The organism is Luteibacter sp. HA06, assembly GCF_054061215.1.
Genome location: NZ_JBSSDZ010000001.1, coordinates 3,487,864 through 3,502,858 on the forward strand (window position 1 = coordinate 3,487,864; position 14,995 = coordinate 3,502,858).

The 14,995-nt window shown below is 64.1% G+C and carries 13 protein-coding genes and 1 pseudogene; 4 read left to right on the top strand and 10 right to left on the bottom strand.

The genetic code is table 11. The features are described from left to right. The first annotated feature begins 9 nt into the window (after nucleotides 1-9). Entirely contained in the window at nucleotides 10-921 is a 912-nt protein-coding gene (locus ACVWWJ_RS16045; protein WP_456968674.1) for an AraC family transcriptional regulator, read from the top strand. Nucleotides 922-1,025: 104 nt separating this feature from the next. On the opposite strand, the gene ACVWWJ_RS16050 is transcribed toward ACVWWJ_RS16045, so the two are convergent. Together ACVWWJ_RS16050 and ACVWWJ_RS16055 are read right to left on the bottom strand one after the other, a co-directional pair. Further along, a complete protein-coding gene (locus ACVWWJ_RS16050; protein ID WP_159896748.1) occupies nucleotides 1,026-1,484 on the bottom strand; it encodes a MarR family winged helix-turn-helix transcriptional regulator in 459 nt (152 codons plus the stop codon). A gap of 62 nt (nucleotides 1,485-1,546) precedes the next feature. Continuing rightward, on the bottom strand, nucleotides 1,547-2,434 hold the full coding sequence (locus ACVWWJ_RS16055; protein ID WP_456968675.1) for an NmrA family NAD(P)-binding protein: 888 nt from the start codon (nucleotides 2,432-2,434) through the stop codon (nucleotides 1,547-1,549). A gap of 279 nt (nucleotides 2,435-2,713) precedes the next feature. On the opposite strand from ACVWWJ_RS16055, the gene ACVWWJ_RS16060 reads away from it, so the two are divergent. Both ACVWWJ_RS16060 and ACVWWJ_RS16065 read left to right on the top strand, forming a co-directional pair. Continuing rightward, on the top strand, nucleotides 2,714-3,592 hold the full coding sequence (locus ACVWWJ_RS16060) for an NmrA family NAD(P)-binding protein (protein ID WP_456968676.1): 879 nt from the start codon (nucleotides 2,714-2,716) through the stop codon (nucleotides 3,590-3,592). Between the two features lie 31 nt (nucleotides 3,593-3,623). Then, nucleotides 3,624-4,151, top strand: a complete 528-nt coding sequence (locus tag ACVWWJ_RS16065) for a carbonic anhydrase (RefSeq protein WP_456968677.1) — start codon at nucleotides 3,624-3,626, stop codon at nucleotides 4,149-4,151. 5 nt (nucleotides 4,152-4,156) lie between these two features. Here ACVWWJ_RS16065 and ACVWWJ_RS16070 read toward each other — a convergent pair whose 3' ends face one another. The 8 genes from ACVWWJ_RS16070 to ACVWWJ_RS16105 all read right to left on the bottom strand — a co-directional run bounded on the left by ACVWWJ_RS16070 (nucleotide 4,157) and on the right by ACVWWJ_RS16105 (nucleotide 12,246). Next, nucleotides 4,157-4,909: a ZIP family metal transporter gene (locus ACVWWJ_RS16070; protein ID WP_456968678.1), complete on the bottom strand. Its 753-nt coding sequence runs from the start codon at nucleotides 4,907-4,909 to the stop codon at nucleotides 4,157-4,159. Nucleotides 4,910-4,949: 40 nt separating this feature from the next. Further along, nucleotides 4,950-6,884: a CocE/NonD family hydrolase gene (locus ACVWWJ_RS16075; RefSeq protein WP_456968679.1), complete on the bottom strand. Its 1,935-nt coding sequence runs from the start codon at nucleotides 6,882-6,884 to the stop codon at nucleotides 4,950-4,952. Nucleotides 6,885-6,921: 37 nt separating this feature from the next. Continuing rightward, on the bottom strand, nucleotides 6,922-7,683 hold the full coding sequence (locus ACVWWJ_RS16080) for a hypothetical protein (RefSeq protein ID WP_456968680.1): 762 nt from the start codon (nucleotides 7,681-7,683) through the stop codon (nucleotides 6,922-6,924). Next, complete coding sequence (locus tag ACVWWJ_RS16085; RefSeq protein WP_456968681.1) at nucleotides 7,670-8,410, bottom strand: DUF3299 domain-containing protein; 741 nt, start codon at nucleotides 8,408-8,410, stop codon at nucleotides 7,670-7,672. Before ACVWWJ_RS16085 ends, ACVWWJ_RS16080 begins: the two co-directional genes overlap by 14 nt. After that, on the bottom strand, nucleotides 8,407-9,663 hold the full coding sequence (locus ACVWWJ_RS16090) for an ABC transporter permease (RefSeq protein WP_456968682.1): 1,257 nt from the start codon (nucleotides 9,661-9,663) through the stop codon (nucleotides 8,407-8,409). The genes ACVWWJ_RS16085 and ACVWWJ_RS16090 overlap by 4 nt, the downstream gene beginning before the upstream one ends. Before the next feature lie 2 nt (nucleotides 9,664-9,665). Beyond that, nucleotides 9,666-10,382: an ABC transporter ATP-binding protein gene (locus ACVWWJ_RS16095; protein ID WP_456968683.1), complete on the bottom strand. Its 717-nt coding sequence runs from the start codon at nucleotides 10,380-10,382 to the stop codon at nucleotides 9,666-9,668. After that, nucleotides 10,379-10,909, bottom strand: coding sequence for a ZrgA family zinc uptake protein (locus tag ACVWWJ_RS16100; RefSeq protein WP_456968685.1), 531 nt, complete (start codon nucleotides 10,907-10,909; stop codon nucleotides 10,379-10,381). The genes ACVWWJ_RS16095 and ACVWWJ_RS16100 overlap by 4 nt, the downstream gene beginning before the upstream one ends. Before the next feature lie 68 nt (nucleotides 10,910-10,977). Next, nucleotides 10,978-12,246: a phospholipase D-like domain-containing protein gene (locus ACVWWJ_RS16105; protein WP_456968686.1), complete on the bottom strand. Its 1,269-nt coding sequence runs from the start codon at nucleotides 12,244-12,246 to the stop codon at nucleotides 10,978-10,980. 104 nt (nucleotides 12,247-12,350) lie between these two features. Between ACVWWJ_RS16105 and ACVWWJ_RS16110 the strand changes: the two are divergent. Continuing rightward, a pseudogene (locus tag ACVWWJ_RS16110) lies at nucleotides 12,351-14,995 on the top strand (excinuclease ABC subunit A).

Genomic DNA, 14,995 nt, shown 5'->3' on the forward strand with positions numbered 1-14,995 from the left:
AGTCCGGCCATGGCCGATCCGCTCGCCGAGGTAGTCACCCTTCTCCAGCCCCGCACGCGCTACTCCAAGCTGGTCCATGGCGCGGGTCCTTGGCGGGTCGTCCGCTCGGAGGCCGGCGATCCGTCGTATTGCGCCGTGCTCGAGGGAGCCTGTCATATCGCCGTCGATGGCGCGGACCCGATCGTGCTCGAGGCAGGCGACTTCGCTCTCATTCCGGCAACGTACGGCGTGACCATGTCGAGCGTCGACGCGCCTCCTGGCGTGGAATCGGAACTGCCCGTACAAATCGGCCTCAACGAGTTTCGCATCGGCGCGCAGGAAGGCGACACCGACCTTCGATTGCTGGCCGGTCACTGCACGTTCGGCTCTCCGGATGCGTCCCTGTTGGTGTCGCTGCTCCCACAGTTCGTGCACGTGCGTGGCGAACCGCGACTGGCGACGCTCCTGCAACTCATGCGCGAGGAATCGCGTCAGCAGCGGCCGGCACGCGAGGTCATTCTTACGCGCTTGCTCGAGCTGGTGCTTATCGAGGCGCTTCGATCGACGGCGGGCACCAACGCGTCGCCCGGTCTCGTACGTGGTCTCGCAGACGAGCGCGTCGGCGCAGCCCTCCGCGCATTGCATGACCGCCCCACGTATCCGTGGACGGTGGTGGAGCTGGCAAAAGCAGCCGCTCTCTCACGCACGACGTTCTTCGAGCGCTTCAACCTCACGGTGGGCGTTACGCCGATGGAGTATCTGCTCGCGTGGCGCATGGCGATCGCGAAAGACCTTCTGCGTCGTAACGAAGGGCGTGTCGCGGAGATTGCGGAGCGTGTGGGGTATGGGTCGGCCAGTACGTTTACGGTGGCGTTTTCGCGGCATGTGGGGCAGTCGCCAGCGCAGTATGCGCGGGGGCAGGCGGGGGGTTTGCGGGGCTGAGTCGCTTGGAGGGTATGTCGCGGGCGGGCTTTCGCCGATGAATCGGCTCCCACAAGAGCGATGCCGTTGAGGTCGCGGCGATGCCGTCGAGGGCGCAGTCAGGGTTACGCGGACTCGAGGAGTTTGTCGCCGATGTCGCGCATGGCCTTTGAGCCTTCGCGGCCGATCAGGCTGGTGGCCATCTTTTGCGCGGTTCGCCATGCAGGTGCTGCTTTGACGAGAATCGTCTCGCCTTTGCGGCTGAGTACGATGGGACGGCCTCGGCCGCCTTCCGGGTTGTCGACTTCTTCGATCCAGCCTTCGGCGTCGATGACCTTCATGTTTCGTGTGAGCGTCGATCGGTCCTGCTGAAGAAGGCGACCGATGTCCGCACGGCAGATGGGGCCGCGTTTGGCGATCATCGTGAGCAAGCCCATCTGGGGCGCATTGATTCCAAAGGGCCGTAACTCACCGTCATACATGTTCGTGACCACGCGCGCGATGAGCCGCGCGCGTGTCATGAGGCAGTCGTCGTACATCTCGTCGACGAGTGCCGGGTCCAGCCGGGCCGCGTTTTTCTTCATGTGAGCCATGGTGTTGCAGGTGCAGCACCGTGTCAAGGCAGTGCCGGCTGGCCAGCGACGACTTACGCCGCCTTCGTCTCGTATGGAAGCACGAACTGCTCCCGGTACTCGTTGACGAACGCTTCCACGGTCATGAGCGGCTGGCCCATGATGCGCGTACCGACGTCATCCGTGCCTGCCAGCAGCCCTTCCTGCTGGTCGATCGTCACGGCTTCAAAGTGACGACGAAGGCCGACCTCGTTCTCCAGGCCGAACAACTCAAGGAACGTCGAGACTGTGACGTGCTCGAACGGCAACGGCTTACCAAGAACACGACCCACCTCGGCAGCGAGTTCTTCATGGCTGTACTCGACCGGACCATGCAAGGCATAAGCCTGCCCTGCGTGCTCACTGGGATTCAAGAAGATATTCGCCACGATGAGGGCGATATCGCTACCGGCAATCGGCGCAAAGCGGCTTTCCTTGTTGTACGGCATGACATACCGGCCGTACTTGATCTGCGGGGCGATGTAGAGCAGCCACTGCATGAAGAAAGTGATGCGAAGATGCACCGACGGTACGCCCGACCAGTCGAACACCTGCTCGGAAAGCCAGTGGTTCTGCGTGGCCTTGCTCCGCGCATAGGGGCGGGATTGTTTGTGCGACATGTTGGCGATCAGTTCGACTTTCTGCTCCTTTGCGGCCTGCGCAAAGATCACGGCCGCCTCGACCAGACCTTCCGCTACCGGGTAGCAGAAGTAAGCCAGGTTCACGCCTTCCATCGCGCGCCGGGTATCGCGGAGGCTGAGCATGTCGCCGAGGATGACCTCGACGCCCTTGTCGCGGAGACGCTGGGCGCGGGCGTCGTCCGAACGGACGAGTACGCGGACATGGAAGTCTTTCTTCAGGAGCAGGTCGACCATGGGGCGGCCGGTGTCGCCGTTGGCGGCAGTAACAAGTACGGTTTTCATAAGGGGTTCCTTGGATGGTTGATGATTGCGACGGACTAAGTTGCATCTGCAACACGTCACTTCAACCCCGGCTCCCGGGCCGCCCTGCCTTCCGCCCGGCGCCAAACACGCAATACCCCCGGAAAACCCCCAAGCGACGCCCTTCCCCGCCGCCCATGCTGGATCGGGATAGGTCTTAGCCAGTTTCAACGGCTACCGGGCCTGAGAGGCCGGGAGGATATTTATCCCGTCGAAGCGCAGAACGCTTCCTCCTCCCCCACTCATCTCAGGAATGCCGTCATGTCGAAGAAAGTACTGATCACGGGCGCCACCGGTGATACCGGCCGCGCCGCTGTCCGCGAGGCGCTTGCCCTTGGCCTCGACGTCCGCGCCATGGTCCGTCGCCATGACGACCGCTCCGCCGCGCTTGCCGCCCTGGGTGCCGAAGTCGTCCTCGGCGACCTGCAGGAAGTGAACAGTCTGCGCGATGCCATGCAGGGTGTGCAGTCCGCTTACTTCGTCTATCCCGTCGCTCCGGGCCTGCTTTCCGCCACGGTGAACTTCGCCCAGGCAGCCAGGGAGACCGGCGTGAAGACGGTGATCAATCTGTCGCAGCGCTCGGCAGATCGTGAGTCCGCCAGCAATTCTTGCCGCGATACCTATATCTCGGAAGAAGTCTTCAACTGGTCCGGCGTGCCGGTGGTCCACCTGCGCCCGACCTACTTCCTCGAATGGCTGCTCTACCCCTGGCAGCTGCCGTACCTGCAGCAGGGCGTGCTGCGCATGCCGGTCGGCAAGGGTCGCCACTCACCGATCGCCGCCGATGACCAGGGCCGCGCTATCGCCGCGCTGCTGAAGAGCGCGGACGGTTACGTCGGCAAGATCGTGCCGCTTTCGGGCCCGGTCGAAATGGACCATGAGCAGATGGCCGCCGAGCTCACCGAAGCACTCGGTCGCAAGATCGTCTTCCAGGATCTTCCCGTCGAAGAATACGCCGAGTCGATCACGGCCATGGGTGTGCCCGCTTACATCGTCCAGCGTCTCAGTGGCGCCATGGTCGACTACCAGCACGGCCACATGGCCGGTGCGGACAACAACGTCGAACTGATCACCGGTCGCCGTTCGATGACCGTGGGCGAATTCGCCCGCCTGCATGCCGACCAGCTCAACGCCCAGTGATCCCCTTCTCCCTTCTTGCATCGAGGTCGTCATGAACGTCATCAGCCAGTTCGTCCAACGCAACGCCGAGTTTGCCCAGCACGGTTTTCATCAGGAGCTGAAGATCATCCCGACGCTGAAAACGCTGATCCTCGGCTGCGTCGACCCGCGTGTCGATCCGCTGGATATCCTGAAACTGCAACCGGGCGAGGCGGCGATCATCCGCAATGTCGGCGGCCGCGTGAATCCATCGCTGTTCGAAACCCTGAAGATCCTGGCGACCGTTTCCAAGGCCGGCGGCGTGGAGGTGAACAAGGACTGGAACCTGGTCGTGCTCCAGCACACCCAGTGCGGCATCAACGGTTGCTACCACCACGCGCCGGAACTGCTTGCCCCGTACATGGGCGTGCCGCTGGAGCAGCTCGACACCAAGGCGATTACCGATCCGTACAAGGCCGTCGCCATCGATGTAGCCGCGCTTCGGGCCCACCCCGTCGTCGGCAACAACTTCACGATCTCCGGCCTGGTTTACGACGTCACCACGGGCCTGATCGAGACGGTCGTCCCGCCGGAAGCGTGACCCGCCTACGCATGCTCCATCCGCGCCGCCAGCCACATGACCAGCAAGCCGGCACACATGCCGATGGCAGGTGCCGCGCGCTGGTGAGGTGCCAACCTTCCCCATATCCCGGGGAGGATGTCCGCCAGCGCGACGTAGAGCACGGTGCCCGCCGCAGCCGCCAGGGCCAGACCGAGGCCCATGCCGGATAGAGGCACCAGATGCATCACCAGGGCTCCCGCCGGTACGCCAAGGGCCATCAGTACCGAGAGCAGGAAGGCCCGCTTCGGCGGATACCCACCGGCGACCAGCACACTGGCGCTGCTGAGTTCGCGCGGTATCTCGTGCAGGGCAATCGCCAGCATGACGGCGATGCCGGCCGCCTCCCCACCAAGGAAGGCGGCGGCCACGATTACCCCGTCGACCACGTGATGCAGGAAGTCACCCGCGAGGTTCATGCGTGCGAACGGCGTGCGCTGCGCCACGTCACCCGGCGACACGACAGGACCCCGCCGGATCCAGCTCTCGACGACGACCAGCGCGACAGCACCCGCCGCCAGCGCAAGCATGGCTTGCTCGAAGGGCTGCCCTGTTTCCAGCGCCTCGGGTAGGACATGCAACAGGGCGTCGCCAACCAGAAGCCCCACGGCCAACGACTGCAACCACACCAACGAAGACGACAACACACTACCGGGCAACCAGACGACAAGGCGCGAAACAAGCGAGGTGGCACCCAGGAAGCAGGCGGCCAGCAACACTTCGTACATAGGGGTAATCAAGAGCGGGGTCCGGTTGATGGAAGACGAGGTGCCGCTCGACTCAGGACGTCTTGACGACGGGAAGCGTGATGAAGGTCGCGTCGGCGCCACCGCGCATCACATGTTGTGTCGCGGGCTGATAGTCGGCGGGCGTTGCGAAGAAGATGTTCGGCACGAAGGTCTGCGGATTGCGGTCGTAGAGAGGGAACCAGCTCGACTGGATCTGCACCATGACCCGATGCCCCGGCAGGAACACGTGGTTCGCATTGGGCAGGCTGAAATCGTACGGAAGCGGCGAACCCGCGGTCAGCGCCATCGGCTTGTCGAATCCGGTGCGATAACGGCCCCGGAAGATATCCATGGCGATACCCAGTTCGTAGCCGCCCATCTCCGGTTGCTCGGGAACCTGATCGGGATAAACATCGATGAGCTTCACCACCCAGTCGCTGTCCGTACCCGATGTGCTCGCCACCAGATGCACCTGCGGCTGGCCGCTGATACGCAGTGGCTCGGTGAGTACCGCGCTCGTATAGGTCAGCACATCCGGGCGGGTCGCGGCCGCGCGCTGGTCATCGGTCAGCCAGTGCTGCCAGCCCTTGCCGGCCATCGGTCCGACCGGCCGGGGCCGGTACGGCACGGGATGCGCCGGATCGGACACGAAGGTGTCGGAGCCACTCTGCGCTGCGGGTCCGAGTTGCAGCTTGCCGTTCGCATCCGGGTGTATGTCGAGCGATGTGGAAGCCTCGTTCGTCTCCGGCCACGCCTTGGCCTTGACCCAGGCATTCTCGCCGGTGACGTACGCGTTCACTGGCGCGGGGACCTCCGGTGCATCCTTGAGATAATGGGCAAGGAACGGCCGCAGGATGTGCTGGCGGAAGTAGAGGCTGGTGTCGCTGCCGAAACGGACCGCGCCCAGGCTGCTGCCGTCTCCGACTTCCTGGCCGTGGAACCAGGGACCGATGGCGAGGAACAGCCGCTGGTCGGTGTCACGCGGCTTCATCGCGCGGTAAACGGCAAAGGCACCATAAATGTCTTCCTGGTCCCAGAGGCTGGCGACAAGCATGGTCGGCACCGATACGGGCTCGTTGCCGAGTACCTTGTCGACGGCCTGGTCGCGCCAGAACGCATCGTAAGAAGGATGCTGGGCGACCTTGTTCCAGAAGCCGAGCTGTTGCATGCCGTATGCCTTGGCAACGGCACCGGCCGAAACACCCTCGAGGAAGAACTGGTAATCGTCGGCGTAGTTCGACCACCACTTGATCGTGTTCTTCCGCGACGCCGTCTGTTCGTAGATGTATTCCAGGTTCTGCTGGCGGAAGGCGCCGTGGTGGAACCAGTCGTCGCCCATCCAGCCGTCAACCATCGGGTTCATCGGCACGGCGGCCTTGAGCGCGGGGTGCGGATGGATGATCGCCATCAGCGGTTCGAAACCATCGTAGGAAATACCCAGGATGGCGACGCGGCCGTTGCTCTCGGGCACATGCTTCACCAGCCAGTCGATGGTGTCGTAGGCATCGGTGGAGTCGTCGACCGGCGTCGGGTTGAGCGGACCGTGGAGCGGCCGGTTCATGACGTAATCGCCTTCGGAGCCATACTTGCCACGAACGTCCTGGACGACACGAATGTAACCGTCCTGGATGAGGACATCGCTCGCATCGTCATCGTGGCTCACGGAAACGCCAAGATGTCCGCTCTCGACCGCGCTGGTCATCTCGGTCGCGTTGTACGGCGTGCGCGTGAAGAGGATGCCGGCCCCCTTCGCGCCCTTCGGAACCAGGATGACCGTATGCAGCTTCACGCCATCGCGCATCGGAATCATCACGTCTCGCGCTTCGTAGTCGAACGCATCGTGCACCGGTTTGAAGTGCTCGGGCGTCTCGCTCGGCAAAGCAGCGTAGGTTCCCTTCGGGGGCGTATCAGCCTGGACCGGGGATGCGAGGGCTAACGTGAGCGCAACGGCGAGCACGGAGCGGGAGAGGGTCGTGATCAGGTTCAATGAAGGGTTTCCTGGTGTTGAACGGGCTGCGGAGGGATCACTGGCAGGTCGAGGGAAGTCGCGTCACGGCATCGCGTATCTGCTGGGCAGAGGCCTCCGCGTTTTCACCACAAAGGGAAGCGATGTGCCTGCGCGTTTCGGCACGCAAGGCCGTGCACTGCCAGGCACGGGGCGCATCGAGCGGGAGGACGGCATAGGCGACGCCGTTGCATGAGTCGTTGGCGCGGTCAGCCAGGGAGCGGCCAGCGAACTCCGTCGACGCCGATGCCAGGTCCGGCTCGAAGTAACTATCGGGAAACGCGGCAGCATAGGCATGGATATCCACTCGCTGGCGGAACGGCCCGATCGCCAGCGTGACCGGGCCACTGCAGGGTAAACGCCCGGCTACTTCACGGATACCTGCAAGCAACTCCGCGCGACTGCCGCTATGGGGTCCAAGCACGCTGGTCAGTCCGGCCAATATCGGCAACCGGGCGCGCGCCGCCATGACACCGAACTCGTGGGCATGCGCGGGCTCGCAGCGCCCGTAGGCGGTTGCCGCGGCGAGGAAAACGACGTCGTTCGCCGCCTCTGGCGTGGCCGACAGCGCCATGCCGATGTTGGCCAGGGCGTTCCCCGCTTCCACAACCGGCACCGTGATCGACGTCGTGCCCTCTTCCGCGGCTGCCTCGTGGCCCGCTCGACTGGGAGTGTTCACGTGCCTTTCGTCGCTCACCGGCGGCCTCGCGATGAAGACAGCCGCGAGGACGGTCAGCGCGCCCGCGCCGATGAGTAATGCGTTGGACCTATTCGAACGCACGCCGAAGCCTTTCGTCGTCCGTGTCGCTGTAAGCCTCCAGCGTGCCGTTGTCCACGGCATACGCAGAGGACGCCAGCGCGTTCTCGGTGACCTGTGTATGGAGCACGCCTTTGAGCGTGAGTGGGTCATAGAGGCTTGGCGTGGGAATACCGTGGGCCAGCTTCACATGGATAAGCATGTTCGGCGGCGGCGGAGGTACGTGGATGCACGCGCCATAAAACGGGACGAAGAAGAACTCCACCATGTTCCCCTCGCCGTCCGATTCGAGCGGAACGACGTAGCCTGACAACCGCACCTTCGCGCCATTGAGCGCGTCGACGGTATGCAAGGTGCCGATCTGCTTCATGCGCTGGTTGCCGACGTGAAGCACGGGCGGCGCGTTCTCGAGCGCCTTGAAATCCTCCGGTGGCACCATCTTCGTCCAGTCCAGGTCCGAGAAGCCGTTCTCGTCGGGAAGACCCAGCAAGTCGGATCCTGGGGCCGGCGCTGCCTTCGCCACGCCGCGCGAGACGCCGTACGCATTGGCTGCAGCAATACCGGCCGCACCCGCCGACGCGCGGCGCGCACGACCGGCATCCGCTTCGGCCTGGGCTTGCGCGAGCGCGCTTGTCCCCGAGGTGGCCGGTGCCTGCGCGGCATCGTTACCGGAAGGGCCCGCACACCCCGAGACCATGCCAGCCAACACGAATACGGCAGCCAGGTGGCGACGGATGGAGAGATAGCTCATAGCCGCACCTGCAAGCCATCGATCAGGGAGCGCCGGTAGGCGATCCAGCCGGGAATCGCACCGGCGAGCATGCCCAGGGCGATGACGGCGACAAGCAGCCAGGCTTCCGTGGGCGACGGCGCCAGCTCCAGCACGAGACCCGCCTGCGCCAGCAGGTAGTCGTGTCCGAGAACGATCACGGCAAACAGCAGCAGGCAGCCGATAAGCGCGCCGACCGTCGTCAACAACGTGCTCTCGATCACCAGCAACGCGAAGACAGTGCGGGCCGACGCGCCGACTGCCCTGAGGATGGCCATCTCACGGCGACGTTCGTTGAGCATCGCAAGCAATGCGGTGAGCATGCCGGACATACCTACCAGGACGACCATTGCGCTCACGGCCCGAAGCGCATTCTCGGCTGTGCCGATGAGGTGCCAGAGCTCGCCCAGGGCCACACCGGGGAGCACCGCAAGCAACGCTTCATCCGGATACTCGTTGATGGCCTGCTGCACCGCGAACGACGACAGCCTCGACTTCAGTCCCACCAGGCAGGCCGTGATCGCTTTTGGCGTGAGGTCCATATGGCGAGTGCTCTCCGCGCTTGCTTCCATCCCCGGCAGTCGCATGCCGCCCCGCCAGTCGACGTGGATGGCTTCGATCGCTTCCAGGCTCACCGCGATCGTGGCGTCCACCGGCGTGCCTGTCGGCGCGAGGATGCCCTTGATGCGAAACGGCTTGTCCGCATGCATCGCCGTGGCCGGGCCACCGAGGCCGTGCGCCAGCACGATGCTGTCGCCGACGGTGTAATGCAGCTGCCGGGCAACTTCCGCGCCGATAACCGCGTCGTAGAGGTCGGAGAACTCAGCGCCGCTGGTGAACGACAGAGCCTGTTTCGCGCCGTAGTGGTAGTGGGAGAAGAAATCGGTGGTCGTACCGACCACACGAAAGCCGCGGTGTGAATCACCGAGGGAGAGCGGCACGGTCCAGGCCACTTCCGGCATCGCCCGGATGTCCTGGTACGTCTTCCATGTGATGTTGTTGGTCGCTTCTCCCACATGAAAGATGGCATACAGCAGAAGGTTCACCGGTCCCGAGCGGGCGCCCACGACAAGATCCGTTCCCGAGACGGTGCTGGAGAATCCACGCCGGGCGTCGACACGAACACGCTCCACACCGAGAAGAAGAAAAACGCTGAGCGCAATGGTGATGACCGTCAGCACGACACCGGTCCGGCGTTGGCGAAGGCTCTTCCATGCGAGAGAAACGAGGTTCATGGTCAGGCCACCATCTGTGCAGGCGGGAAGTCGCCAAGTGCCACGGCGCGATCGAAATGCCGCGCAAGGTTCATGTCGTGGCTCACGAAAACCACCCCCGTGCCGTGTCGTGTGCATTCGGCAAGCAGGAGGCGGAGGAAGGCATCGCGATTGTCGGCGTCGAGTGCCGAGGTCGGCTCGTCGGCGACAAGCAGCGGCGGCCCACCGATGAGCGCCCGCGCCGCCGCCACGCGTTGTTGCTGACCGACGCTCAGGTTCCCGGTCGCCGTGCGTTCGACAAGCTGGGGCACCAGGCCGAGGGCATCCAGAAGACGCGTGGCTTCGCTACGCTGTTCCTGACGAGTGGCGCCCGCGCGTTTCGCGCGGGCCGTCGACCACGCGCAACCCAGCAGGACGTTCTCGACCGGACTAAGGAATGGCAACAGGTTGAACTGCTGAAAGATGTAGCCGATCTCTTCGGCGCGGAGGCGATCGCGTTGCGACGCCGACAGCGTGGACAGCGGCACGCCAAGCACGGTGACCTCCCCGCTAGTCGCGCGCAACACGCCGGAAAGCAAACCCAGCAGCGTGCTTTTGCCGCTGCCGCTTGGCCCACAAAGAAACATGCGCTCGCCCGGTGCGACAGCGAAATCGTCCATCGTCAACGTCGCGTCCGAGCCGGGCCATGCGAACTGCAACGCCCTGCACGACACCAGGGAAACCTCGCCATACGGAATCATGGGGACAGCGTCACGTGTGTCATCGGCCGGTCGAGGACCTGCTCGGTGGCACCGCTTGCGGTCACGATATCGACCACCACGCGCTGCAAGGTCGGAAAGGCCGTGAACAGGCCGACTTCGAGGGAGCCGAGGCGCGCGGGACTGGCGCAGGTGAACCGGGCCGTCACATCGAAATCGCCATGACCGCCCGGCTTTGCATTCGCGTCGAAGCCGTCGGCAACGACGGTAGCGGGCGGGGCAACGCATCCGGCGGCGGCGGCGGGCACGAGCCACGTGCCGGTCAGAAGCACCTGCTTCGCATGGGCGAGCGTAAGCGTCTGGTCGGGAGTGGAAGGCGGATGCTCGAAGCCCACGGCGTCGTGGCCCGGAATGCTGAGGCCAACGTCCATGACCGGACCCTCCACGGAAAGCTGGAGGGTCGCCTGACCGTGTACGTGTGGACCAAGGTGTCGTTGCTCAGCGTGCACGCCCCCCGCCGCGACAGCGAAGGTAAGGGCAACCAGTGACGGACCGACTCGTAATTTCATGCGCCGCTCAACTCATGTATGTTATAACATAACGTACACGAGAACCCTGGGCATGCGCCAGTCCTTTATCAGTGGGTTTTCGCTTCGACGTACGTCTTGCCCGCTTCGAGCGTGGTGACATACGGGCCGGACCAGTCACGCTCGAAGATGCGCGTCATCGTCCCGGCGGGGCCCGCCCCACGCACGAATACCGAGGCATCCACCGACGTGTGGAAGTAACTCGATTCCCAGTTGCCGGTACCGATGAAGACACTGCGATCGTCGATCACCGCGTACTTGGCGTGCTCGACGCGGGCGTAGGGAATAAAGCCCGACGGTGACGGCGGAACGCGACTGAACTTCACCGTGATGTGCGGCATCAGGCTGAGGCTTTTCAGGTAGCCCTGCATCGGCTCGTGCAACGCCCAGTCGGCGACGATGATGTGCACCTCGACCCCGCGCGCTGCGGCATCGCGCAGTGCTGTATCCACCGGCGCCCACCAGCCTGTCTCGCCGTAACCGCGCAGCGCCGACAACGTCATCACCTGCACCCGGACGATGTGCTGCGCGCTTTTGATCAGATCGACCAGCGCGGGCTCCTCGGCGGTAACCCATCCAGGCATCAGCGAGGCAGGGCTGAACGCCGGAAAGACCAGCAGGCGACCATCGTCCCGCGCGTTGAGGACCTCCGGGTCCATCACCGTGACCGGCGCGAAGTTGAGCGCGGTGGAGGCTCCCTTCGGTCGCGGCGACGCGGCGTCGCCAGCGAGTTGCCAGTCGAAATCGAAGGTCGCGTCGAAGGTCTGGGCGAAGCGGCGGTTACGAATACGAGCGCCGATTTCGTGGATGTCACTCAGCGCCCGCCAGTCCCAGTTCTGGCTGCCGACGAACACTTCCGAGCCGTCGACCACCATGTACTTGGCATGCAGCACCCCGCCCGTCAGCGTTTTGACCGGCAGGACGCGGATCTCGAAGCCTGGCAGCGCACGGAAGCGGTCGACACTTTCGTGGTTCTCCGCCAGGAAGGTCTGGTCGACGAGGATGCGAACCTTGACCCCCGCTTTAGCGCGATCCGCGAGTGCGTCCAGTACGGGCGACAACTGACTGCCGGGTTTATCGGCGATGTAGAAGGCGGCGATATCGATGCTGTTCGTGGCGCCGCGGATCATCTCCAGCCACACCGTTTGCGTTCGACGGACGCCGTCTTCGCCATACATCGTCGCTTCGGGCACGCTCTGGACGATCTCGAATTCGGGAGGTGTCGGCGTTCGCTCCCGCGCATGTAACGCGCCGCTGGCGAGCGCCATGGCGACCACGGCGGCGATGGCGAAACGAGAGGGAAACAGGGAGAGGGCCATGAGCATCCAGGTTGTCTGACTTGTTACTGTATAACATCAAGAACATGACGGATTGACGGCGAAGATGCACGGCTCGTGCACCCGTTCCGACGATAATCCCTGCCATGAAAAAACGACCGGCCTCCCCCACCGTACACGGCAACGGCTTCGTCCGCGTTCGCGGCGCCCGCGAGCACAACCTGAAGAATATCGACGTTGCCGTGCCGCGCGATGCGCTGGTCGTCTTCTCCGGCGTCTCCGGGTCCGGCAAGTCCTCGCTGGCGTTCGGCACCCTCTACGCGGAGGCCCAGCGTCGCTACTTCGAATCGGTCGCGCCTTATGCCCGCCGGCTGATCGACCAGGTCGGCGTGCCGGATGTGGACGACATCGAAGGCCTTCCGCCTGCCGTTGCATTACAACAGCAGCGCGGCACGCCTGGTACACGCTCGTCTGTCGGCAGCGTCACCACCCTCTCCAGCCTGGTCCGCATGCTGATTCGCGTGCCGGCAACTACCCGGCGAAGCAACCGATGCTCTTCGCCGAGGACTTCTCACCGAATACGCCGCAAGGCGCGTGCCCGAACTGTCATGGCCTGGGCAAGGTGTACGAGGTGACCGAGCAGACCATGGTCCCCGATCCTTCGCTGACCATTCGTGAGCGCGCCATTGCTTCCTGGCCACCGGCGTGGCATGGGCAGAACCTGCGCGACATCCTGGTCACGCTGGGGTACGACGTGGACATCCCGTGGCGCGATCTGCCGAAGAAGCAGCGTGACTGGATCCTGTTCACGGAAGAGCAGCCCGTTGCCCCGGTCTATGCCGGGTTTACCCCTGCCGAAACACGCGCGGCATTGAAGCGCAAGACCGAGCCGAACTACATGGGCACCTATATGGGTGCCCGTCGCTACGTGCTGCACACCTTCACCACGACGCAGAGCCCCCTGATGAAGAAGCGCGTATCGCGTTTCATGATCGGCAGCCTGTGTCCGGTTTGCGATGGCAAGCGCCTCAAGCGCGAAGCGCTCTCCGTGACGTTTGCCGGGGTCGACATTGGTGCACTGTCCGCCATGTCTTTCGACGAGCTCGTCGCCACCCTGCGGCCTGCTGCCGAAGGGCGCTTCGACGAACTTGCCACCACCGGCAAGGCGACGCAAAGCCGCGCTGCGGGGAAACGCGATATCGCGCGCCGCGTCGCAGCGGGTGGCCTTGGACACGACGGCTCGTCGGACGTGCGCCGTACGCCGAATCTTTCCGAAGAAAAGCGCATTGCCGCGCAACGCATCGCGCAGGATCTCGTGGCGCGCATCGGAACGTTGCAGTCGCTTGGCTTGGGTTACCTGTCGATGGACCGCAGCAGCCCTACCCTCTCCCCGGGTGAGCTACAACGCCTGCGCCTTGCGACGCAGATACGCAGCAATCTGTTCGGTGTGGTCTATGTGCTCGACGAGCCATCCGCCGGACTCCATCCTGCCGATGGCGAAGCCTTGTTCGCCGCGCTTGGGCAGTTGAAGGCATCGGGCAATTCCATCTTCGTCGTCGAGCACGACCTCGACATGATGCGTCGCGCCGACTGGTTGGTCGATGTGGGGCCGGATGCGGGCGAGCGTGGCGGCGAGATTCTTTACAGTGGGCCGCCCGCTGGACTGGTCGATGTCGCCGCGTCGCATACGGCACGCTACCTGTTCGGTAGCGAACAGTTGACACCACGCACGGCACGCGAACCGAGTGGCTGGATGGAGTTGCGCAATGTCACGCGGAACAACCTCAACCGGCTGACCGCGCGGTTCCCGCTGGGCGTATTCACCTCGGTGACCGGCATTTCCGGGTCCGGTAAGTCGAGCCTGGTGAGCCAGGCGCTGGTGGAACTCCTTGGCGAGCATCTAGGACACGAACCACGCGTCGTGGAAGACGAAGGTGATGATCTGGAACCCAACGTCATAGCGAAGACGTCCGGACACATCCACTCGGGTGCCGACGCGATCAAACGTCTGGTCCAGGTGGACCAGAAGCCGATCGGACGCACCCCGCGCTCGAACCTCGCGACATACACCGGCTTGTTCGATCACGTGCGCAAGCTCTTTGCTGCGACCAAAGCCGCAAAGGCCAAACGCTACGATGCCGGGCGCTTCTCGTTCAACGTCGCCAAAGGCCGATGCGAAACGTGTGAGGGTGAGGGTTTCGTCAGCGTCGAACTGCTCTTCATGCCGAGCGTCTATGCACCCTGCCCTACCTGCCACGGTGCGCGCTACAACGAGCAGACCCTGGCCATCCGCTGGAACGACAAGACCATTGCCGAGGTACTCGGCATGACCGTGGAGGAGGCATGTGTCTTCTTTGCCGACGAGGCCAACGTGCTGAAGTCGCTGCTGCTCCTGCGCGACATCGGCCTGGGCTACCTCCGACTGGGCCAGCCGGCCACTGAACTCTCAGGCGGTGAGGCGCAGCGGATCAAACTCGCCACCGAACTGCAACGCGCCCAGCGTGGCAGTAGCGTCTACGTGCTGGACGAACCCACCACGGGACTGCACCCGTCGGACGTCGACAAGCTGGTCGCCCAGTTGCAGGGTCTGGTTGATGCCGGTAATACGGTAATCGTCGTCGAACACGAAATGCGCGTGGTGGCTGGCAGCGACTGGGTGATCGACGTAGGGCCCGGCGCCGGCAATGAAGGCGGCAATATCGTCGCCGCAGGCACGCCGGCCGAGGTAGCACGCTCAAAGGAAAGCCGCACCGCCCCCTACCTGGCCTCGCTGGTCGCGCCCGCTAGTTAG